The 19,446-nt window shown below is 55.8% G+C and carries 23 protein-coding genes; 14 read left to right on the forward strand and 9 right to left on the reverse strand.

Going from position 1 to position 19,446, the window contains the following annotated elements:
- Positions 1-28: 28 nt before the first annotated feature.
- Positions 29-382, forward strand: coding sequence for a DUF2794 domain-containing protein (locus AC2D8V_RS16855; protein WP_484734755.1), 354 nt, complete (start codon positions 29-31; stop codon positions 380-382).
- Here the strand turns inward: AC2D8V_RS16855 and AC2D8V_RS16860 are convergent.
- From AC2D8V_RS16860 to AC2D8V_RS16870, 3 genes are all read right to left on the reverse strand, one after another.
- Positions 379-1,176 carry a C40 family peptidase gene (locus AC2D8V_RS16860; RefSeq protein WP_484734756.1) on the reverse strand — a complete coding sequence of 266 codons (798 nt, stop codon included), beginning with the start codon at positions 1,174-1,176 and terminating at the stop codon, positions 379-381. The genes AC2D8V_RS16855 and AC2D8V_RS16860 overlap by 4 nt on opposite strands.
- The gene (locus AC2D8V_RS16865) at positions 1,173-2,555 is read right to left on the reverse strand and encodes a leucyl aminopeptidase family protein (RefSeq protein ID WP_484734757.1); all 1,383 of its coding nucleotides are present in this window, start codon (positions 2,553-2,555) and stop codon (positions 1,173-1,175) included. Before AC2D8V_RS16865 ends, AC2D8V_RS16860 begins: the two co-directional genes overlap by 4 nt.
- Before the next feature lie 64 nt (positions 2,556-2,619).
- A complete protein-coding gene (locus AC2D8V_RS16870) occupies positions 2,620-3,000 on the reverse strand; it encodes a hypothetical protein (protein WP_484734758.1) in 381 nt (126 codons plus the stop codon).
- A gap of 144 nt (positions 3,001-3,144) precedes the next feature.
- On the opposite strand from AC2D8V_RS16870, the gene AC2D8V_RS16875 reads away from it, so the two are divergent.
- The 4 genes from AC2D8V_RS16875 to AC2D8V_RS16890 all read left to right on the forward strand — a co-directional run bounded on the left by AC2D8V_RS16875 (position 3,145) and on the right by AC2D8V_RS16890 (position 5,616).
- Complete coding sequence (locus AC2D8V_RS16875) at positions 3,145-3,795, forward strand: carbonic anhydrase (RefSeq protein ID WP_484734759.1); 651 nt, start codon at positions 3,145-3,147, stop codon at positions 3,793-3,795.
- Positions 3,796-3,877: 82 nt separating this feature from the next.
- Positions 3,878-4,855: a sodium-dependent bicarbonate transport family permease gene (locus AC2D8V_RS16880; protein WP_484734760.1), complete on the forward strand. Its 978-nt coding sequence runs from the start codon at positions 3,878-3,880 to the stop codon at positions 4,853-4,855.
- A gap of 4 nt (positions 4,856-4,859) precedes the next feature.
- A complete protein-coding gene (locus AC2D8V_RS16885) occupies positions 4,860-5,171 on the forward strand; it encodes a P-II family nitrogen regulator (protein WP_484734761.1) in 312 nt (103 codons plus the stop codon).
- Positions 5,172-5,205: 34 nt separating this feature from the next.
- The gene (locus tag AC2D8V_RS16890) at positions 5,206-5,616 is read left to right on the forward strand and encodes a hypothetical protein (protein WP_484734762.1); all 411 of its coding nucleotides are present in this window, start codon (positions 5,206-5,208) and stop codon (positions 5,614-5,616) included.
- A gap of 263 nt (positions 5,617-5,879) precedes the next feature.
- Here the strand turns inward: AC2D8V_RS16890 and AC2D8V_RS16895 are convergent, their stop codons facing one another.
- Entirely contained in the window at positions 5,880-6,902 is a 1,023-nt protein-coding gene (locus AC2D8V_RS16895) for an aspartate-semialdehyde dehydrogenase (RefSeq protein ID WP_484734763.1), read from the reverse strand.
- A gap of 146 nt (positions 6,903-7,048) precedes the next feature.
- Between AC2D8V_RS16895 and AC2D8V_RS16900 the strand changes: the two genes are divergently transcribed.
- Complete coding sequence (locus AC2D8V_RS16900; protein WP_484734764.1) at positions 7,049-8,206, forward strand: DUF3095 domain-containing protein; 1,158 nt, start codon at positions 7,049-7,051, stop codon at positions 8,204-8,206.
- Here the strand turns inward: AC2D8V_RS16900 and AC2D8V_RS16905 are convergent.
- Positions 8,196-8,966, reverse strand: a complete 771-nt coding sequence (locus AC2D8V_RS16905) for an HpcH/HpaI aldolase family protein (protein WP_484734765.1) — start codon at positions 8,964-8,966, stop codon at positions 8,196-8,198. The two genes, AC2D8V_RS16900 and AC2D8V_RS16905, sit on opposite strands and share 11 nt — an antisense overlap.
- A gap of 141 nt (positions 8,967-9,107) precedes the next feature.
- On the opposite strand from AC2D8V_RS16905, the gene AC2D8V_RS16910 reads away from it, so the two are divergent.
- Together AC2D8V_RS16910 and AC2D8V_RS16915 are read left to right on the forward strand one after the other, a co-directional pair.
- Positions 9,108-9,467 carry a hypothetical protein gene (locus AC2D8V_RS16910; RefSeq protein WP_484734766.1) on the forward strand — a complete coding sequence of 120 codons (360 nt, stop codon included), beginning with the start codon at positions 9,108-9,110 and terminating at the stop codon, positions 9,465-9,467.
- On the forward strand, positions 9,460-10,692 hold the full coding sequence (locus AC2D8V_RS16915) for an HlyD family secretion protein (RefSeq protein ID WP_484734767.1): 1,233 nt from the start codon (positions 9,460-9,462) through the stop codon (positions 10,690-10,692). Before AC2D8V_RS16910 ends, AC2D8V_RS16915 begins: the two co-directional genes overlap by 8 nt.
- 9 nt (positions 10,693-10,701) lie before the next feature.
- Here the strand turns inward: AC2D8V_RS16915 and AC2D8V_RS16920 are convergent, their stop codons facing one another.
- Positions 10,702-11,406, reverse strand: coding sequence for a winged helix-turn-helix domain-containing protein (locus tag AC2D8V_RS16920; protein WP_484734768.1), 705 nt, complete (start codon positions 11,404-11,406; stop codon positions 10,702-10,704).
- Positions 11,378-11,665 (reverse strand): hypothetical protein, encoded by a 288-nt coding sequence (locus AC2D8V_RS16925; RefSeq protein WP_484734769.1) that lies wholly within the window; start codon positions 11,663-11,665, stop codon positions 11,378-11,380. The genes AC2D8V_RS16920 and AC2D8V_RS16925 overlap by 29 nt, the downstream gene beginning before the upstream one ends.
- 172 nt (positions 11,666-11,837) lie before the next feature.
- Between AC2D8V_RS16925 and AC2D8V_RS16930 the strand changes: the two genes are divergently transcribed.
- From AC2D8V_RS16930 to AC2D8V_RS16940, 3 genes are all read left to right on the forward strand, one after another.
- Positions 11,838-12,335 (forward strand): hypothetical protein, encoded by a 498-nt coding sequence (locus tag AC2D8V_RS16930; RefSeq protein ID WP_484734770.1) that lies wholly within the window; start codon positions 11,838-11,840, stop codon positions 12,333-12,335.
- Between the two features lie 172 nt (positions 12,336-12,507).
- Positions 12,508-13,137 carry a ribonuclease HII gene (locus AC2D8V_RS16935; RefSeq protein ID WP_484734771.1) on the forward strand — a complete coding sequence of 210 codons (630 nt, stop codon included), beginning with the start codon at positions 12,508-12,510 and terminating at the stop codon, positions 13,135-13,137.
- Positions 13,138-13,223: 86 nt separating this feature from the next.
- Complete coding sequence (locus AC2D8V_RS16940) at positions 13,224-14,321, forward strand: DNA methyltransferase (RefSeq protein WP_484734772.1); 1,098 nt, start codon at positions 13,224-13,226, stop codon at positions 14,319-14,321.
- Between the two features lie 433 nt (positions 14,322-14,754).
- Here AC2D8V_RS16940 and AC2D8V_RS16945 read toward each other — a convergent pair whose 3' ends face one another.
- The gene (locus AC2D8V_RS16945) at positions 14,755-15,915 is read right to left on the reverse strand and encodes an alkane 1-monooxygenase (RefSeq protein WP_484734773.1); all 1,161 of its coding nucleotides are present in this window, start codon (positions 15,913-15,915) and stop codon (positions 14,755-14,757) included.
- 39 nt (positions 15,916-15,954) lie between these two features.
- The gene (gene mutY, locus AC2D8V_RS16950) at positions 15,955-17,034 is read right to left on the reverse strand and encodes an A/G-specific adenine glycosylase (protein ID WP_484734774.1); all 1,080 of its coding nucleotides are present in this window, start codon (positions 17,032-17,034) and stop codon (positions 15,955-15,957) included.
- 85 nt (positions 17,035-17,119) lie between these two features.
- On the opposite strand from mutY, the gene AC2D8V_RS16955 reads away from it, so the two are divergent.
- Genes AC2D8V_RS16955 through AC2D8V_RS16965 form a run of 3 tightly spaced genes read left to right on the forward strand, consistent with a single transcriptional unit; the run spans position 17,120 to position 19,443 of the window.
- On the forward strand, positions 17,120-17,629 hold the full coding sequence (locus tag AC2D8V_RS16955; RefSeq protein WP_484734775.1) for a DUF721 domain-containing protein: 510 nt from the start codon (positions 17,120-17,122) through the stop codon (positions 17,627-17,629).
- A 15-nt stretch (positions 17,630-17,644) separates the two neighbouring features.
- Positions 17,645-18,319: a DsbA family protein gene (locus AC2D8V_RS16960; RefSeq protein ID WP_484734776.1), complete on the forward strand. Its 675-nt coding sequence runs from the start codon at positions 17,645-17,647 to the stop codon at positions 18,317-18,319.
- A complete protein-coding gene (locus AC2D8V_RS16965) occupies positions 18,319-19,443 on the forward strand; it encodes a CaiB/BaiF CoA transferase family protein (protein WP_484734777.1) in 1,125 nt (374 codons plus the stop codon). The genes AC2D8V_RS16960 and AC2D8V_RS16965 overlap by 1 nt, the downstream gene beginning before the upstream one ends.
- Positions 19,444-19,446 lie beyond the last annotated feature (3 nt).

Genomic DNA, 19,446 nt, shown 5'->3' on the forward strand with positions numbered 1-19,446 from the left:
GCGCGCAGAAGAGCGCAAGTCTTTATGCATGAACTATCAGGTGCCGCCTAACAGCAATTTGCATCATCTGCCCCCGGCGCAAGTTGCGTTTCACCGGACCGAGCTTTCCGTGATCCTGTCGCTTTATGGGCGCTTTGTTGCGGCCGGAGAATGGCGCGACTACGGCATCTCGTGTTTGCGCGACGTGGCTGTCTTTTCTGTTTTTCGGCGGACCGCGGAAAACCCGCTTTACCGTATCGAAAAGCGCCCGAAACTCCGTGACAAGCAAGGCATGTACGCTGTTGTCGGTATGGACGGCCAGATAATTCGACGCGGGCATGACCTGCGTACCGTGTTGCGGGTATTGGAACGCAAGCTGATCCGTGCGGTCGATACCGACTAGTCCCTGTTCACCGGCAAACGTCTGAAACCTGTTGGCGCACCGTCGCCCTGCGCTTCGATCCGGGTCAGCGCCTCGTTCACTGGTTCGAAAACCACAGCCATGTGCCCTGCGTTTGCGTGGATCAAAGTGTCTGCGTCGCAAACCAGTGCAACGTGCCCTTGCCAGAAGATCAGGTCATTGCGACACAGCCGGTCTGTTGACTGCAATTCAGCGCCAAGCAGTGATGCTTGCTGATCACTGTCACCCGGGCAGGGAATCGCACATGCGAGACATGCTGCCTGCACCAGCCCCGAGCAATCGATACCAAGGTGCGAATTGCCGCCCCACAGGTATGGCGTGCCTAGAAAAATCTCGGCAATTGATGCGGGATCTTTTCCTGTAGCATCCAGTCCGTGAACATGTTGGCGGGGCACATGGCCCTGTGGGGTCTCGATAAATGTTGCGGTTTCGCTGACGGCTGTCAGGCGACTGCCAAAGCTGAGCCACCCCAAGTCTTTGGATTTCATATCCGGGGCTTCGTAAAAGTGCGACGCGCGCGCTGTAACGCGATGCGTCGGTGTTGTTTCCTCACTCAGCGCTTCATTTGCGACGTAGCCGCAATATCCGTCCTTTGTGGCACGTACCAAGGATGTGCGGTCCTGACGATTCAGGATGTGCACGCTGTCTCCGAACAGAAGTTGCCGGTCGCGTGCCCCATGAGGCGCACGGCACAAGTCGGCAACGGGTACGCTGATCTGGGCCGGAGTGTTCGAAACGACCAGACTGGGATCAGGCGATACCCGTGGATCAGTCATCCGTCGGCCATTTTCGCAATGACACCCAGCAAGGCGCGAGTTGCCTGACCTACCCCGCCTTTTGGGCGCGCGGGCGCGTCAGAGGGGTTCCAGCCGTAAATGTCGAAATGAGCATACGTGCTGTCTTCGACAAAACGGCGAAGGAAAAGGGCAGCGGTGATTGATCCGGCAAAGCCGCCTTTTGGCGCATTGTCCAGATCGGCAATACCCGGTTCAATCATCGCCTCGTAAGGCGCATGGAACGGCATCCGCCAGACAGGGTCTGCGTGTTTGTGCGCGGCACTCTCCAAGGCTGCTACAAAATCCGTGTCATCGGTGTAGTAGGGCGCAAGATCAGGGCCCACCGCGACCCGTGCAGCACCGGTCAGCGTGGCCATCGACACGATCAGGTCAGGATCATCCTCTTGCGCCAGCGTAAGGGCATCTGCAAGAACCAGCCGCCCCTCGGCGTCGGTATTGTTGATCTCGACCGTTAACCCCTTGCGCGATGGAAGAATGTCTCCGGGTCGAAATGCGTCGCCGGAGACGCTGTTTTCCACCGCGGGGATCAGGATACGCAAATCGATTTTGGCTTCTGTCGCCATCAGCATTTGACCAAGGCCCAATACATTGGCTGCACCGCCCATATCTTTCTTCATCAGACCCATCGATGCACCCGGCTTGAGGTTCAGGCCGCCGGTATCAAAACAAACGCCCTTTCCGACCAAGGTTATTTTCGGGCCGTTGCCCCCCCAACGCATATCGATCAGGCGCGGTGCGCGACTTGATGCGCGCCCAACGGTGTGAATCAACGGAAAATTCTGATCGAGCAGTGCATCACCTTCGATGACCGTTATCTTGGCATCGTGTTTGGCGGCAAGTTGGCGCGCAGCGGCTTCCAGTTCTTCAGGGCCCATGTCGTTGGCCGGCGTGTTGATGAGATTGCGGGTCAGCGTCTCTCCGTCCAGTTGGGCTGTCAGATACGTTTTATCGACCCCATCAGGCAGGATAAGTTTGGCCTGCATGGTCGGACCGTTCGCATAGGTGTGAAAGCGATAGGCGGCGAGAAGCCAACCCAGAACTTCGACTTCCGTTTCGCTCTCGGGCAGTCCAGAGGCAATTCGGTAAGTCCATTTCGGCAACTTTGCAGCGGCGCCTGCCAGATGAAAACGGGTGCGCGCCCGTGCGCGAGCAGACCCGTAGCCAGCAACGGCCATTGCCGGCGTGCCATCTGCCCCGGGGACCAGAAGCGCCTGACCAAGTCCACCAGTGAACCCGTTAGCCGCAACCCACGTGCGCGCAGGCTCGCTCTGACGCTTTAGCCAGCCTTCCAGATCGTCTTGGGCGATCACATGCAGATCAATGGCGTCATCCGAAGGGTCGGCAATGGGAGAAGTCATACGTTGCGCCTTTTCGTGCTGCTACCCGATGCAGCCTAATGCGAAGCGGCGTGTGCGCAAGCCATCAGATCGTAATGTCCTGCAAATCCCATATTGCGGTCAGTGACCGCTCGCCAATGCGCAGAAGGCGCGCAAGGGTTGCGGACACCGCCGGCAGATCGCGTGCGTCGATTGTTTCGATGACATCTTCGGCGACGCGGGCCAAAACCAGCATTCCAATCTGTTCCGAAATGGCGATCAGCGATCTGGTGCATTTGCGCAACTCGTCCCACGCCTGTACGTCATGCAGTCTGCTGCAATGCGACAGTCTCAGCGCGAGTTCTTCCATGGCACGACAGACCACATCCTCTGCACTGGCTTCTCCAAGTTGGGTATAAAGGGCACCAAGCTTGTCCTGATCGACATGCACGGTTTCTGAAATCCTGAGTTTCAGGACATGTTCCATCTCTACTCACCTCTCTTTGCCCCCACGGCGACTTTTTGTGACATGAAAATCTATCCAAAGGATTGAGACAGAATGCTGTTTTTGCTCGAATTTGAAGTGATTTGGCGATAAACAGAGTAAACAGTGTGCGAGAGAAGATAGACTATGGAACAGGCGAAACCGCTGCCAGGCTACCTGGTGCAGCGCTATCATGGCTGGAAGGCAACCGGTTATGCGGAAAACCAATCTTGGTACAAACAGCTTGCGATAAACGGTCAGCATCCACGCGCGATGGTCATTTCGTGTTGCGACAGCAGGGTGCATGTAACCTCTATTTTTGGTGCTGATCAGGGCGAATTCTTCATTCACCGCAACATTGCCAACCTCGTGCCGCCGTACTCACCAGACGGCGATCACCACGGGACCTCTGCGGCGGTAGAGTATGCGGTGACGATGCTGAATGTCAGCCATGTCATTGTTCTTGGCCACTCCAACTGCGGCGGGGTCAAGGGATGCATCGATATGTGTCAGGGCCACGCGCCTGAACTCGATGACCCAACCAGCTTTGTTGGCCGTTGGATGGACATTCTCAAGCCGAGCTACCCGTTGGTGGCGTCGGAGAATGATCCCAAAGTACAGGCGCAAGCTCTGGAAAAGGAATCTGTTCTCGTCAGTCTCAAAAATCTGATGAGTTTTCCGTTCATCGCGACCCGCGTTGAAGAGGGGCTTTTGACGCTGCATGGGTTGTGGACAGACATTGGCGAAGGCAGCCTCGAATTCTTCCATGCTGACGATCAGGAATTCCGTCCGGTTTGAACGGGGCAGGCCCGAAACGGCCTCTTGATGATCCGGTTAAAGCTGCCTAAACGCCTCCTTGTGTCATGCAAGGAGGCATAATTTGGATCAGATCCTGTCGTTGGCCGCTAATAACCTGTTGTCGCCCATTATCTTGTCTTTCGCTCTTGGCGTGGCTGCATCTCTGGCGCGTTCTGATCTGACCATTCCGGAAGCCGCGGCAAAGGCACTGTCAATTTACCTGTTGTTTGCGATCGGGTTCAAAGGCGGTGTCAGCGTTGCCGCGCATGGCATAGATGCCAAACTCGGTTTGACGCTTCTGGCGGGGATCGTCCTATCTGCGGGTTTGCCCCTGATCGCCTTCGCGATGTTGAAAGTTATGACCGGACTGAGCCGGCTTGATGCCGCGGCGGTTGCTGCTCACTACGGGTCAATTTCGATCGTGACCTTTGTTGCGGCGACCTCGGTGCTGCAAAGCAGTGGGATCGCATCCGAAGGGTACATGGTCGCGGTAGCTGCCGCGATGGAAGCGCCTGCTATCCTGTCTGCGCTTTGGCTTGTGTCCCGTGGAGGAGATAATCGACGCATGGACAGCGAGTTGTTGCGCGAGATTTTGCTAAACGGTTCGATTGTCCTGCTCGTTGGTTCCTTCTTTATCGGTTGGATTACCGGAGAAGAGGGTCTGAAGGAAATTTCAAGTTTCATCGTGGCACCTTTCAAGGGCGTGCTGTGCCTCTTTCTGCTCGACATGGGGCTTGTTGCCGGGCGGGGGTTGCGCGGCGGCAGCGGCGTGCTCAAACCCGGTGTGCTGGCCTTTGGCGTCACAATGCCGCTTGTCGGCGCGAGCCTCGGCGCTTTGTGTGGTGTTCTGCTTGGCCTCACGCCCGGTGGGGTGGCGCTTTTGATGGTACTGTCCGCTTCGGCCTCGTATATCGCTGTCCCGGCTGCGATGCGGGTCGCATTGCCCGAAGCCAACCCTTCGATTTATCTTACCTTGTCGCTGGGCGTTACGTTTCCATTTAACCTGACACTTGGTATCCCGCTTTATGTTGCGGTGGCCACGGCACTTACAGGAGGATGATCAGATGAAAACGCATCGCGCGAAACGCGTGGAAATCACGATCGAAGCGATCATGCAATCGCGTCTGTCAGATGCGCTTTTGAAAGCAGGTGTCACAGGCTTTACCGTTCTTCCGGTTCTGGGGGGGTCAGGGCGCTCTGGCTCATGGACGCGCTCGGGTGAAATCGGACGCGCCAGCGGCATGGTGCAGGTTGTCTGTATTATCCGGCCAGAGCGGTTGGACGGGTTGCTTGATGCCGCGTTTGAAGTGGTCGAAAAACATATCGGTGTAGTCTCTGTAGTTGACTGCGACGTTCTTCGCGCGGAGCGATTTTAACGTTTTGTAAATCATGTTTAAGCAACGTGACGGCATGACAAAAGTACCCGTTACCCTTGAACTTTCTCCCGACCTTTTTTACGCGGTGCATGATCTGGCCTCTGAAAAAGAAGGCACGGTCGGTTCGGTTGTAGAAGATTTGCTTGCTTCGCATCTGGCGACCAACAAAAAGGCTCTTCCAACCACCAAATTTGCAGACGAACGGTTGGTTTTTGCTTTGCAAAAACTGCTGTTTCGCGATCTGGCCGAGGCTACGAGCTGGTCGGACCTCGACACGAGATTGTCCAAGCACGGCTATTATATGCGCATCGCGTGGGGCGGCTTGTCGCTACACAGCGAGACGAGCGGTCAAAAGCTTTGCAATCTGCACGACATGGGTTTTTCCTATGGAACCTTCGTGCGCCGGTTCGGGCCGGGTCGACCGAAAGATCCCAACGCAGTTTAAAAAAGTTCTCTTTCTGTGATGCGGTTCACAGCCAAAAGCGATTCGCTGTGGCTTTATGGTGTCAGAGATAAGGAACTTCGCCATGCAAACTCAGTTTTCAAAAGCCCGCCAGATCTGTTGGGAAATTCTTGACGCTGTAAAATATTGCCAGGGTATTCAGTCACAAGTGAACCGGTACCATTAACAAGTGCGCTGAACGCGTTTCCCAAGAAAAGGGCCGCCTGCGTTGAGCAGGCGGCCTGACATGGGTTTAAAAAACGCGTTCAGCCTTTTTTGAGTACACGCTGCCCCAGTAGCTCTGCAATTTGCACAGCGTTCAAGGCTGCCCCTTTGCGCAGATTGTCCGATACGCACCAAAGGTTGAGGCCGTTGTCGATCGTACTGTCTTGGCGGATACGACTGATAAAAGTGGCAAAGTCACCGACACATTCGACCGGCGATACATACCCGCCGTCTTCACGTTTATCGATGACCATGATCCCCGGAGACTGACGCAGAATATCCCGCGCCTCGTCTTCATCGAGAAATTCCTCTGTTTCGATGTTGATAGCCTCTGAGTGTCCCACGAAAACAGGCACCCGCACGCAGGTCGCGGTGACCTTGATGGAAGGGTCCACGATTTTCTTCGTTTCTGCGACCATCTTCCACTCTTCCTTGGTGGAGCCGTCTTCCATGAAAACATCGATATGAGGGATCACGTTGAACGCGATCTGTTTTGTGAATTTCCTGGCGGGCTTGTCGTCCGTCGGATTGTAGATCGACTTGGTCTGGTCCCAAAGCTCGTCAATGCCTTCTTTGCCTGCTCCGGAAACCGATTGATACGTGCTGACCACGACCCGTTTGATCTTTGCACGGTCGTGCAACGGCTTGAGGGCCACAACCATCTGGGCTGTAGAGCAGTTGGGATTGGCGATGATATTCTTTTTGGAATACCCCATTACCGCGTCCGGGTTCACTTCAGGCACGATCAGAGGCACGTCAGGATCATAGCGGTAGAGCGACGAGTTATCGATCACGACACACCCGGCCTTGGCCGCGCGGGGCGCATATTGCTTTGTGGCTTCAGAGCCTACGGCGAAAAGAGCAATGTCCCAACCGGCGAAGTCGAACGTGTCGAGGTCCTTCGTCTTGAGCGTCTTGTCTCCAAAGCTGACTTCCGTACCCAATGACTTACGCGATGCAAGCACGGCAATTTCGTCCACCGGGAAGTGGCGCTCGGAAAGAATGTTCAGCATTTCGCGGCCCACATTGCCTGTGGCACCAACGACGACGACGCGATAGCCCATCTTTTTACTCCAATATGCATGTGATGGTGCGGGCCTCTTATACCTATGACAAGCTGCTGGAAAGGGGGGGTGCTCTCGCCAAGCTGCGTCATAGGGTCTAAGCACTGCATTGTGATAGGCTGGCCACATAAACAAAGGTGGATTTCATGACGAACGCGGTGGCCGGTTTTCAGTTCTACGATGCCCTGCCAAAAGTATCGGCGTTCACTGCATTGACCGAAGATGCGCATTACCACGACGTGCCAGATGATTGGCTTATCGGCGTATCAGACATCGTGAACTCGACAGCAGAAGTGTCGGCGGGGCGATACAAGACAGTAAATATGGTTGGCGCGGCTGTCATCTCAGCCGTCATGAACGGGCTCAATGGCCGCGCCTTTCCTTTTGTGTTTGGTGGTGACGGGGCCAGCTTTGCGATTCCTCCTGACGCTCGCGAATGCGTACAAACCGCGATGTCGGAGGTCGTCCGCTGGGCAGAGGAGGCTTTTCAAATCGGTCTGCGCGCGGCGCTTGTACCGGTGTCTGAGGCAGTGCGCGCGGGTCAGCCGGTTCGGATTGCGCGATTTCAAGCCTCAGCAGGTATAGACTATGCCATGTTTTCCGGTGGTGGATTGATGTGGGCGGAAAACCAGATGAAATCAGGCAACTGGCTGGTGACAAAAGCGCCGGCGGGTGCAGCACCGGACCTCAGCGGACTATCGTGCAGGTGGGCGCATATGCCAGCCCGTCAGGGGGTGATACTATCGCTTGTCGTTGCGCCGGTTCAGGGCGCAAAGAGTGCCGATGTCGCACAAGTCTACCGCGCAGTGATCGACGCGGCAGAAGTTCTCGACCGCGCGGGCCATCCGGCCGACGATAATGGCATGAAGGCCAGATGGCCTGCTGCGGGCACCGGGCTAGAGGCGCAGGCAGCCAAGGGGAATGGTTCGCTCAGGCTCGCAAAAGCGAAAGTATTGCTCGAATCCTTGATTGCTTGGGTGTTGATCAAGACGGGGTGGTCTTTGGCAGGCTTTGACGCGCGCCATTACGCCCGGGTCGTCGCTCAAAACGCCGATTTCCGTAAACTGGACGATGGTTTGAAAATGACGCTGGATTGTGACCCTGCAACCCAAGCCACGCTCGAAGGTATTTTGGCCAAGGCTGCCGAGGCGGGAATAGTGCGTTATGGCACGTCAACCCAGACAGAGGCGATGATGACATGCATTGTGCCGTCGATCATGACTGACGATCACTTGCATTTCATTGATGGTGCTTCGGGAGGCTACACAAAAGCCGCGACCGAAATGAAACGCGCTAGCGCTTGATCCACTTGTTCGCTTCAACCTTTGCATTTTCGATAAGCAACGCGATATCCATTGCCACGGCCACAAAGCGCGCGCCGGCGTCCAGCGAGGCCTGTATCATCCCTTCGTTCGTAGTCAGGATGCCTGCGGCTTTGCCACTGTCGCTAATCCTTTTCAGGGCCGACAGGATCGTTTCCTGCATGTCCGGGTGCATCGTTTGGCCCAGATACCCAAGACTGGCTGACAGGTCGGCGGGCCCGATAAACACGCCATCCACACCTTCGACGGCAAGAATTTCGTCTAGGTTGTCCAAGCCCTGCTTGGTCTCGACCTGCACCAGAAGGCAGATTTGGTCGTCGGCTGTCGGTCCGTAATTTTCGAATTGACCGAACCCGCCTGACCGCGACACACCATATCCCACACCGCGTGTGCCGTGTGGAGGATACCGGCAGGCCCGCACCAGTTCTCGTGCCTGTTCTGCGGTTTCGACGATTGGTACCAGAATGGTCTGAATGCCCAAATCCAGCATCTGCTTGATGATCCATGTTTCACCGATCGGAACACGCACGACCGTATGGCTGGGGCTGCCTTCCAATGCCAGAACCTGATCGCGGATTGAACGGATGTCATTTGGTGAGTGTTCGCCATCAATCAAAAGCCAGTCAAAGCCCGCCTTGCCAAGTATCGCGGCTGTAAAACCCTCGGCGAGACTCATCCAGCAGCCAAAGACTGTCTGGCCTTCGGCCAAGGCTTTTTTGAACGGGTTGATTGGCGCAGGCATTACGGGTTCCTTTTTGAAGGGTTTTGCCACAGTAATGGGAAAAAAAACCGATTTGCCAGAGCTTGGACCAAACAATCTCATTGGCGCTAGAAGAACTGGCCGTTAACCTGCCACGAGACCTAAATTGAAAGGCGTGTTTTGATGGCCGAACATATCCACCCGCTGGCCCCCGATCACCTGCCCCGTTACTTCGCCGCCCCGGATGGTTCAGATTACCTTTTTACAGCGATGGTCGTGCTGGTTGTAGCCGTCATTCTGTTGCTTGGGGTTGTGTATTTCACATTGCACTCACTGCCGGAACGGATGGCGCATAAATCGAATGCGACGCAATTTCAGCTTATCAGTATTTTGTGCATCCTTGCGCTGTTTACGCACAACAACCTGTTTTGGGTGCTGGCACTCGTCTTGGCGGCCTTCAGAGCCCCCGATTTCGTCACACCGCTCAACAGCATAGCCCAATCATTGCAGAAAATCTCCGGCAAGGAAAAAACGAATGATTGAACTCTTTCTTTGCTCGCTGGTGACCATCTGGCCAGACTATTTTTTGCGGCGCTTTTTGCAGGGAAAACGGTTTGGCCGTGAAATTACTTTCTTTTCGGTCTGGTATGAATTGCGGTGGGGCATAACCGGTTGTCTGATGCTGACGATCAGCCTGTTGACTATCGTTTTCTACTATCACCCAAGCACGCCTTATGTTGCATCCTTCTTTCGCACAGTGACGATTTTGTCCGAAGGTGCCGGCCGGGTCGAAGAGGTATACGTTGGCAATCTTGACCGCGTCAAAGCCGGAGATCCGGTATTCCGCATGGACAGCAGCCGACAAGATGCAGCCAAAGAAACGGCCCTGCGCCAGATTGAAGAGGTAGAGGCGGCATTCTCGGTCGCAGAAGCGGATCTGGCCGCTGCGCTTGCTGCGGTGGATCAGGCTGAATCTTCATTACTGCAGACACAAGAAGACCTTGATCGCCGTCGTACACTTCGGGCTCAGGGATCATCGGTGGTTTCGGAACGCGATGTCGAAGTTTTGGAGAATGAACTCGGCGTGCGTCAGGGCGCATTGGATGCTGCCCGCGCCGGCGTCGAAGCGGTCAACGCGAATGTCAGCGTTCTTTTGCCGGCACAATTAGCAAGCGCCAGAGCTGCTTTGGAACAGGCGGAAGTCGAAATAGAAAAAATGACCGTCTATGCCGGCACCAACGGCACTGTCGAGCAATTTACGCTGCAGGTCGGAGACATCGTTAACCCGATACTACGACCAGCCGGAATTCTCATTCCGGAAGGCTCCGGTAAAAACCGTTTCGAAGCCGGTTTCTCGCAAATTTCCGCGCAGGTCATCAAACCAGGCGGTGTGGCGGAAATCATGTGCGCTTCCAAACCGTTTACAGTCATACCTATGGTGATTGTCGATGTGCAGGATGTTGTCGCTTCGGGGCAAATTCGGCCAACAGACCAACTGATCGACATTAGCCAGCGGTCAGTGCCCGGATCGATTGTCACCATATTGGAACCGATCTACCCCGGCCAGACAGACGATATCCCCGCTGGCAGCCGCTGTATGGCGACTGCCTATACGGACAATCACGACCGACTGGAAGATCCCTCACTTGGAACGGGGGAACGGATCTTTTTGCATGTGGTTGATACGGTTGGGGTCATCCATGCCGCAGGTCTGCGGATAAGGTCACTGCTGTTGCCGCTTCAAACGCTGGTGCTGACAGGTCACTGAGGCCGCCGGTCAAATGACCTTGATGACGTCTTTGTCGATGGCCAGCATGTAGCCGCGCCGCGCGATATTCTTGACCAGTAGTTCCGATACGATCTGGTTGCCCAGCGTGTCGCGCAATCGCTTGATCCGCGTCGCGCCGGCGGCTTCTTCGCAATCTGCGGCAGACCGGCCCGAGATCACCCCCTCGATTTCAGAGCCTGTCAAAACGTCGTCGTCCATGCGCGCTTCGGCCAGTACTGACATCGTTTCCATCGCCGCGTCGGTAAGCTTGAAGCCGAGATTGTTCAGGTAGACGGTATTTTCTTCGCGGCTGATCAATAGTGAGTTCACCTGTATGCCCGCGCGTTCAATCTGAGCCATCCGACGATTAAAACCAGCCAGCAAGACGAGGAAAATCAAGGCAGCAATCAACATCGCGGTCGCAAAAACCAGCAATACAAAGATCACCACGCGATAGCTGGCAAGCGTTTCGGAAAAGGCGGTGCCAGACTGCGCCAAAATCTCCAGTAGTTTGATTTCGGCCTGAGAAGTCAGGTCGTTATTTTCTACAAAAAGCTGTTCGACTCGCGCATTAAAGGCATTGGCGTCGGGTAGCGTCCAGAACAGTACCACTGCGGCTACGACCAGAATGGCCAGAATGCCAACGATGCCAAATCCGACAATCCGCCCTCCGGAACGGCGCATGTCAGAAGCGAAGGTAGTTTGGTCCTGCACTCTCTTTCCTTTCCGCCAGCCCAGTTTCATCAAAGACAGACACGATGTTCAGCAGGGTCCACCCACGTGCAGCGAGCCGCTCTGACAACTCGGCTGCGGCCGTCTGTTCAGAGCACTGCGATATTTGAGCGACGCCATAATGCAAGCGCAGTGGATCGTCCTGCTTTGCCTTGTAATCAGCATAGCAATCTGCTGCGGCGATCCCGCCAGACAGGAAAAGCACGACCAGCGGCGCAACAATATGTGCAATTTTTTTCATACGCTAAACCTGCGCCTGTGACTGCAGATATTCAATAACAAAGGGGGTTTGTCAGCTTTGATATCGGATAGCGCCGCGCCGATATTGCCTGTCGCAAGGGGGCGGGCCCAGTTTGGTCGCATCAAGACCGCGCGTTGATGCGCCGGATCAACAAGAACAAAGGACCTCGCCCATGACCCGCAAATTTATCGCAGCTGTGGTTTGTTCAGCGTTATCTGTTACTGCCATTGGCGCAGCCCCGGCAAAAGCAGACGAAGATCTTGCCAAAGCTTTGGCCGCCATTGTCGGGATCGCCATTGTCGGCAAGGTCATCAGTGACAAGTTGGATGATGACAAGCCACCGACGCAAACGGTCGCCCGTAATCGCGCCTACGATAATTTTCGTTTCGAGAATAACGCAAACACGGATCGTGTGATCACCCCGTGGGAGCCGCGCCCGTTGCCCCGACGCGTTGAACGCAGGTTGTTGCCCGGCGACTGCCTGCGCAGCTTTGAAACGTCTGACGGTCGCGTCCGCGTGTTCGGAAAGCGCTGCCTTGAGCGCAACTACAGTTACAATCAGTCGCTGCCGCGTTCCTGTGCTGTACGGTTTCGCGTCAATAACAAGAAGCGGCGCGGCTATGATGCGCGGTGCTTGCGGCGAGAAGGTTACCAATTGGCCCGACGTTAACGGAAGGCCGACACAAGGCGGGCAGGTCCCCTGATCCTGCCTTGGAACTGGAGGGGGGCGTTCGGGCGTCTCCCTCTCTTTTTTTGACAAGTGTGCGTCTCCGGTTTCAGCCGGAGGCACTTTTGCGCAGAACAAGTCTTGAGATTTCATGGCGATCAGTTGAAGACAGGGCATGGATCCTGATTTCGAGATCGAACGCGCAGCCATGGCGGCTGGTGCCAGCCGGGTTGCGGGCGTGGATGAAGTTGGACGGGGGCCTCTTGCCGGCCCTGTGACGGCTGCTGCCGTCGTTCTCAATCCTAAGGCTATTCCCGTAGGGCTCAATGATTCCAAGAAGTTGACGGCGAAAAAGCGTCATGCGCTGGCCGCAGAACTATATGACTGTGCCGAAGTCAGTGTCGCTCATGCCAGCGTCGAGGAAATCGAAGAGCACAATATCCTGCGCGCCAGCCATATTGCCATGCAGCGCGCCTTGGCAGGGTTGCGGCTGCCCCCGGACCATGTGCTGTTTGATGGGAACATGTTGCCGCGTGGTTTGACTCTTTCTGCACAACCCGTTGTTAAGGGTGACACCAAAAGTCTGACGATCGCTGCTGCCTCTATTGTGGCCAAAGTGGCCCGCGACGCGATCATGGTGGATTTAGCGCAACAACATCCCGGATACGGATGGGAGACCAATATGGGATATGGATCGAAAAGCCACATATCCGCGCTTCAAAATCTTGGTGTGACCCCACATCATAGACGTTCGTTCAAACCGGTACACAACATGTTGTATCAAGGAAAAATCATAAACTCTTGATTCAAAAAAGAAATTGACCGCGAATCGCCTTTGACTCATCTTAGGGCCAACGACGAGTGCAAAAAGCACCGGACAGAGGCAGATTGATGATGACCAAGACCAAGGGCGCCGCGGCGCTTCCTTTGAACACGATTATCGACGGCGATTGCATCGAAGAGATGAACCGCCTGCCAGCAGGGTCTGTCGACCTGATATTTGCTGACCCACCTTACAATCTTCAGTTAAAGGGTGATCTGCATCGGCCTGACAACAGCCGTGTCGATGCGGTCGATGATGCGTGGGACCAATTTGCAAGCTTTCGTGCCTACGATGAGTTTACGCGCGCATGGCTGAAGGCCGCGCGACGTCTGCTCAAGCCAAACGGTGCGATCTGGGTGATCGGGAGCTATCACAATATCTTTCGCGTGGGTGCTGCGCTGCAGGACGAGGGGTTTTGGATCCTCAATGACGTTGTATGGCGCAAAACCAACCCAATGCCCAATTTCCGCGGCAAACGGTTTACCAACGCGCACGAGACTATGATTTGGGCGGGGCGCGACGAGACCAGCAAGTACACGTTTAACTACGAGGCGCTAAAGGCGCTGAACGAGGGCATTCAGATGCGCTCTGACTGGGTGCTGCCGATTTGCACCGGACATGAGCGCTTGAAGGACGAGAATGGCGAGAAGGCTCATCCGACGCAGAAACCGGAGAGCCTGTTGCATCGGGTGTTGGTGGGGGCCACGAACCCGGGCGACGTCATTCTCGATCCTTTCTTCGGGACCGGCACAACAGGCGCCGTGGCCAAGATGCTTGGTCGTGATTTCATTGGCATCGAGCGCGAGGCCGCCTATCGCAAGGTCGCGGAAAAACGGATCAGCAAGGTGCGCAAATTTGACCGCGAAGCGTTACAGGTCAGCGCCTCCAAACGGGCCGAGCCACGTGTGCCTTTTGGACAACTTGTGGAACGCGGCATGCTGCGTCCTGGCGAAGAACTATACTCCCCGCGCGGTCAGATCGCCAAAGTGCGCGCGGACGGAACATTGATCGGGGACGACGTAAAAGGGTCTATCCATCAGGTTGGCGCAGCTTTTGAGGGTGCCCCCAGTTGCAACGGCTGGACGTATTGGACCTTCAAACGGGACGGAAAGAAAGTTCCAATTGATGTGCTGAGACAGCAAATCCGGTCTGAAATGGCCTCTTAGAACTCTTTGAATTTGAGAACACCGCCGGTGCCTGTGGCCTTCTGAACGAGGCTGCCTGTTAAAGGCACACACCTTTGCCCCGCCATTTGGCGGGGTTTTTTTTATGCCCGAAGGGTGGAGAGCACATAGCGCGTGCCAAGTTCTGATTTACTGACAAAGTGGCGGCAAAGTTTTCACCTTGCCCGTCCGGCAGGTCGTTATCCCGTGAGGTAAGGCTTGGCATTGCAAGTCGAACTGTTGCGCGCTGTCTTCAGAATGGTAGCGAGATCCGTCTGTATTTCCTTGCAGCGGTGGTCCAGAACGCGCCTTACCGTTCCCGGTCAAAAAGGCTGTTCTTGACCACGTGGCAACCTTGATCGCGGGCTTGGTGGTCGCGCGAGCGACGCAAAACTCTTGCACTTTTTAGGCCTTGGCGATCACTCGGCACCGCGTTTTAGCTGAAGCCGCGCGCGGGCATCGGATTTTTCGCCTTGTTGTAGGCGTGCCAGTCATCAATCTCGGGGTAGTACTGCGCGCGCCACGCGCGCACACGCGGATTCATCACCTTGCGCCACAGTGACGGGATCATGGCGGCCATGGTCATGACCGGGTATCCGTAAGGAAGCTGCGGTGCTTCGCTTGCGTCATAGGTCTGGAGCACTGGAAAGCGGCGATCCGGCTTGAAGTGGTGATCGGAGTGGCGTTGAAGGTTTATCAACAGCCAATTAGAGGCGCGGTGATCTGCGTTCCACGAGTGGTGGGGCTTTACGTGTTCGTATCGCCCGTCTCCTAGATACTTTCGCGTCAGGCCATAATGCTCGATGTAGTTGACGAGTTCGAGTTGCCACACAGCGGTACCAGCTTGGATCAGAAACAAAATTACGCCAGTCCAGCCTCCCAGAACAAACGCCAGCGCCAGCATCGCCGCCTGAAGCGCCCAGTATCGCCAGAAGGGGTTTGTCTTGTGATGCCATGGCAGGTTCTTGCGCGCGAGAAGCGCTGCTTCGGCTCTGAATGCCGATCTGAGGGACTGTCGCAGCACGCGTGGGTAAAACCGGTAAAAGCTCTCGTTGTAGCGTGCGGTGACCGCGTCTGCTGGCGTTGCCACATGGCGATGATGCACCAAAAGGTGTTCTGATCTGAAATGCGCGTAAAGAACCATCGCCAGCAATACATCCGCCATCCACCGCTCGATCTTCGGTTTTTGGTGCATCAGTTCGTGGCTGTAGTTGATACCAACCGTGCCGGTAATCACGCCCACTCCGAAAAACAATACTGCCCGTTCCACTGCGCCAAGGTGTTCGGCCTGCGGCACATACCAGATGAGGCTGAACAGCATGAGAAATTGCACCGGCGCCCAGATCAGTGTGATCGCACGGTGTATCAGCATATCCGATTCAACGGTTTGCGGATCCGGGTTTGAACTGTTGCGCCCGACCATCAGATCGAGACCAGAGAAAAGATACCATGTTGCGATCGGCAGAATGATCACTGTCCATCCGCCGACATAGGCGCCAAGAACGGCAAGGGGGATCAGCGCCAGCGATACCCAGAAAGGTGCTGCGTTCGGCAAGGCATCAGAGGCGGCTGCCTGAGTTGTCTCGGGGTGGCTCATGCAAGAAACACTAGCGCGGAACAGCGTTGCGCGCCAAGCCTAGCACATCTTGCTTTTCGCAACGTCAAAAGCCTTGCGCATCACCGTGGGCAGATCAGAGGGACGAAATTTTTCTGCTGACTGAAAGTAGCCCACTTTAGGCTCTGTTTCGGCACTAACGTGGGCAAAATAGACCCGAAGTATCAAATGGAAATGCGTGAAAGTGTGCCTGACTTCTGCCTCTACAACCGACCAGTCGCCGGAACAGGGCACGTCAACCGGCGGCATCGGCTCTGCCGTGTCGCGCCATTCAGATCCCGGCCATCCGATCATCCCGCCAAGCAAGCCGGTGTCCGGTCGTGTTTCGATCAGCCACGCGCCGTCTGCGCGTCGGGCGACAAAGACAACGCCCTGCCGGATTGGTTTTGCTTTTTTTGGCGACTTTTTGGGCAAAAGCGCCGCTGATCCCATTTGTCTGCCGCGACACTCGGGCCGCCACGGGCAAATGCCACAGGCCGGAGAACGTGGCGTGCAAATCGTGGCCCCCAAGTCCATGACTGCTTGCGCGTAGTCGCCTGCACGATGTTGCGGTGTCAACGCCTCGGCGCGGTCCATCAATTCCGGTTTTGCCTCCGGAAGTGGCGTGTGGATATCGTAGAGCCTTGCCATGACCCGTTCTACGTTTCCGTCCAGAACCGTGTGCGGCAGATCAAAGGCAATCGATGAAACAGCTGCGGCAGTATAAGGCCCTATTCCGGGCAACTTCAGCAAAGCTGCGTGATCTGCGGGGAATGCGCCGTCATAGTCTGTAACAACAACGCGGGCGCATTTCAGCAAGTTGCGGGCACGCGCGTAATAGCCCAAACCTGCCCATTCTCCCATAACATCGGCATCTTCGGCGGCGGCAAGGTCCCGCACTGTGGGCCACCGTTTGGTGAAGCGTTCAAAGTAGCTTTTGACCGTAGCGACAGTCGTTTGTTGCAGCATGACTTCGGAGAGCCAAACGCGATAAGGGTCCGGACGAATCCCGGCCTTGCGATCCGCAGGGGAAACCCGCCATGGCATGCTGCGGGCATGATTGTCGTACCAGTCTAGTATCTCATCAGCGAGGGCGCCGGTGTCAGCAGCTTGGTCACGCAATGTTTATGCCTTTCGGTTGGTGCTTGGGCTGGTTGACCGGTAACGAAAGCGTTAAGCTCAGCCATCGTCTTAAGGGAAGATAGTCATGCCTCCGCGACGCGCCAGTACAAAAGGCTTTACCCGCACGTCCAGTTTGCTGACGGGGCGTATCCGCAAGGCATCCGAAAAGCGCGGGTTCGCGCAGAGCCGCCTGCTCACCCATTGGGCCGAGGTTGTCGGCGAAGATGTGGCGGCAATGGCCCGTCCGGTCGAGGTCAGCTACGGGCGGGGTGGCATGGGGGCCACATTGACGTTGCTTACTACCGGAGTACATGCACCGGTATTGGAGATGGAAAAGGAAAAACTGCGTACGCGCGTGAACGGTGTTTACGGATATAACGCCATAGCGCGCATCCGTGTGACACAAACGGCGGCGACAGGTTTTGCCGAAGGGCAGGTTGACTTCCAGCCGGCGCAGAAAAAAGTACAAGCAACAGCGCCCGACCCGGCGGTGCAGCGAAAGGCCGCTGAAGTCGCGCAACCGATCGAGGATGACGGCCTGCGCGCAGCCTTGGCGCAGCTTGCACAAAACGTAATGAACAAGACACACCGATAAAAAAGGGAAACCTCAATGTCTCGTATGATGATCATTTCTGCCGCAGTCGCGGTCATTGGTCTGGGCGCCTATTTTGTAACTTCGCCGGGGTCTGGCACCAATGTCACCCCTGTCGATCCGTTGGGCGCGGCAAACGCTCAGGAAGCATCAGACGTGGATACGTCAAGCATCGCGGAAATGTCGCTTGGCAATCCGGATGCTCCGGTCACTGTGATCGAATATGCCAGTTACACCTGCCCGCATTGCGCGCGTTTCCATGAAGGCCCCTTCAAACAGTTGAAAGCGGACTACATCGACAATGGCAAAATCAACTTTGTTTACCGAGAGGTTTATTTTGACCGCTACGGTCTTTGGGCGTCAATGATTGCGCGCTGCGCTGGCACGCCCGAGGCGTTCTTTGGCATGTCGGACCTGATCTATGAAAAGCAGTCAACATGGTCACGAGCCGGTGAACCCGGTGCTATTGTAGACGAACTGCGTAAAATCGGCCTGCTGGCTGGTCTTGACGCCGGTAAGATGGAAGCCTGCCTGCAAGATGGCGACAAGGCGCGTACACTGGTCGCATGGTATCAGGAAAACGCGACAGCGGATGGCGTGGACAGCACGCCCAGCTTTGTCATCAACGGCACCAAGTACTCGAACATGTCTTATGCTGAGATGTCCGAGTTGATCGACGCAGCGGTCGAGTAATGGCCGCCCCGCTCGCCGGGCTGAAGGTTGTTGAACTGGCGCGTGTTCTGGCTGGCCCATGGGCTGGCCAGACGCTTTCCGATCTGGGGTGCGATGTCGTCAAAGTAGAAAGCCCGAACGGGGATGATACCCGACAATGGGGTCCCCCGTTTGTGACCAGAGACGACGACGTTTCTGCCGCCTATTTCCACTCCACAAACAGAGGCAAGAAATCGATCACGGCCGATTTTCGCACCGAAGAGGGTGTCGCGCGGCTGAAAGGAATTCTGGCAGACGCGGATATCCTGATCGAAAACTTCAAGACCGGCGGGTTGGCGAAGTACGGGCTGGATTACGACAGCCTCGCCAAGGAATTCCCATCTCTGATCTATTGCTCAATCACCGGCTTTGGGCATGACGGGCCTTATGCCCATCGCGCGGGCTATGACTTCATCATTCAGGGAATGTCAGGTTTGATGTCACTGACCGGCGATCCGGCGGGGCAGCCGCAAAAATATGGTATCGCCATTACCGACATTCTTACCGGTGTCTATGCAACCACTGCGATCCTTACCGCTGTACACCAGCGCAACACGACAGGTCGCGGGCAACACATTGATATGTCTTTGATGGATGTGGCCGTAGCAGTGACGTCGAACCAAGCGCTCAACTACCTGACTACGGGGACTTCGCCGCGCCGAATGGGCAACGCGCATATCAATCTCGCACCTTATCAGGTATTCGACTGCGCGGACGGACACATCATCATTGCCACCGGAAATGACCGGCAGTACCGCCGTTTGTGTCATCTGCTTGGCCTCGCTGAAATGGCCGAGGCCCCTGCGTTTCTTCGAAACGAAAACCGTCTTGAAAACCGTGATGAGATGAATGCACGTCTCACAGAGGCAACGCTGAAGCGGACCAAGGCGGAATTACTTGCCGCGTGCGAGGCAAACGGGGTGCCGGCCGGCCCGATCAACAACATGGCGGAAGTTATGGCGGACCCTCAGGTACAGGCGCGCGATTTGCAAATCTCGCTGGGCGGTGTGCCGGGAATTCGGTCGCCATTCACGTTCTCGGATGCAGACCTGGACCTGCACAAGCCTGCGCCAAAACTTGGTGAAAACGACAGTGACTTTGAATAAATT

The organism is Roseobacter sp. YIN89 (assembly GCF_057219365.1).

Bases quoted from the DNA above. Each gene is read 5' to 3' on its own strand.
- AC2D8V_RS16855 (WP_484734755.1), top strand. From the start codon at position 29: ATGAACTATCAGGTGCCGCCTAACAGCAATTTGCATCATCTGCCCCCG.
- AC2D8V_RS16860 (WP_484734756.1), bottom strand. From the start codon at position 1,176: ATGACTGATCCACGGGTATCGCCTGATCCCAGTCTGGTCGTTTCGAAC.
- AC2D8V_RS16865 (WP_484734757.1), bottom strand. From the start codon at position 2,555: ATGACTTCTCCCATTGCCGACCCTTCGGATGACGCCATTGATCTGCAT.
- AC2D8V_RS16870 (WP_484734758.1), bottom strand. From the start codon at position 3,000: ATGGAACATGTCCTGAAACTCAGGATTTCAGAAACCGTGCATGTCGAT.
- AC2D8V_RS16875 (WP_484734759.1), top strand. From the start codon at position 3,145: ATGGAACAGGCGAAACCGCTGCCAGGCTACCTGGTGCAGCGCTATCAT.
- AC2D8V_RS16885 (WP_484734761.1), top strand. From the start codon at position 4,860: ATGAAAACGCATCGCGCGAAACGCGTGGAAATCACGATCGAAGCGATC.
- AC2D8V_RS16890 (WP_484734762.1), top strand. From the start codon at position 5,206: ATGACAAAAGTACCCGTTACCCTTGAACTTTCTCCCGACCTTTTTTAC.
- AC2D8V_RS16895 (WP_484734763.1), bottom strand. From the start codon at position 6,902: ATGGGCTATCGCGTCGTCGTCGTTGGTGCCACAGGCAATGTGGGCCGC.
- AC2D8V_RS16900 (WP_484734764.1), top strand. From the start codon at position 7,049: ATGACGAACGCGGTGGCCGGTTTTCAGTTCTACGATGCCCTGCCAAAA.
- AC2D8V_RS16905 (WP_484734765.1), bottom strand. From the start codon at position 8,966: ATGCCTGCGCCAATCAACCCGTTCAAAAAAGCCTTGGCCGAAGGCCAG.
- AC2D8V_RS16910 (WP_484734766.1), top strand. From the start codon at position 9,108: ATGGCCGAACATATCCACCCGCTGGCCCCCGATCACCTGCCCCGTTAC.
- AC2D8V_RS16915 (WP_484734767.1), top strand. From the start codon at position 9,460: ATGATTGAACTCTTTCTTTGCTCGCTGGTGACCATCTGGCCAGACTAT.
- AC2D8V_RS16925 (WP_484734769.1), bottom strand. From the start codon at position 11,665: ATGAAAAAAATTGCACATATTGTTGCGCCGCTGGTCGTGCTTTTCCTG.
- AC2D8V_RS16930 (WP_484734770.1), top strand. From the start codon at position 11,838: ATGACCCGCAAATTTATCGCAGCTGTGGTTTGTTCAGCGTTATCTGTT.
- AC2D8V_RS16935 (WP_484734771.1), top strand. From the start codon at position 12,508: ATGGATCCTGATTTCGAGATCGAACGCGCAGCCATGGCGGCTGGTGCC.
- AC2D8V_RS16940 (WP_484734772.1), top strand. From the start codon at position 13,224: ATGATGACCAAGACCAAGGGCGCCGCGGCGCTTCCTTTGAACACGATT.
- AC2D8V_RS16945 (WP_484734773.1), bottom strand. From the start codon at position 15,915: ATGAGCCACCCCGAGACAACTCAGGCAGCCGCCTCTGATGCCTTGCCG.
- AC2D8V_RS16955 (WP_484734775.1), top strand. From the start codon at position 17,120: ATGCCTCCGCGACGCGCCAGTACAAAAGGCTTTACCCGCACGTCCAGT.
- AC2D8V_RS16960 (WP_484734776.1), top strand. From the start codon at position 17,645: ATGTCTCGTATGATGATCATTTCTGCCGCAGTCGCGGTCATTGGTCTG.
- AC2D8V_RS16965 (WP_484734777.1), top strand. From the start codon at position 18,319: ATGGCCGCCCCGCTCGCCGGGCTGAAGGTTGTTGAACTGGCGCGTGTT.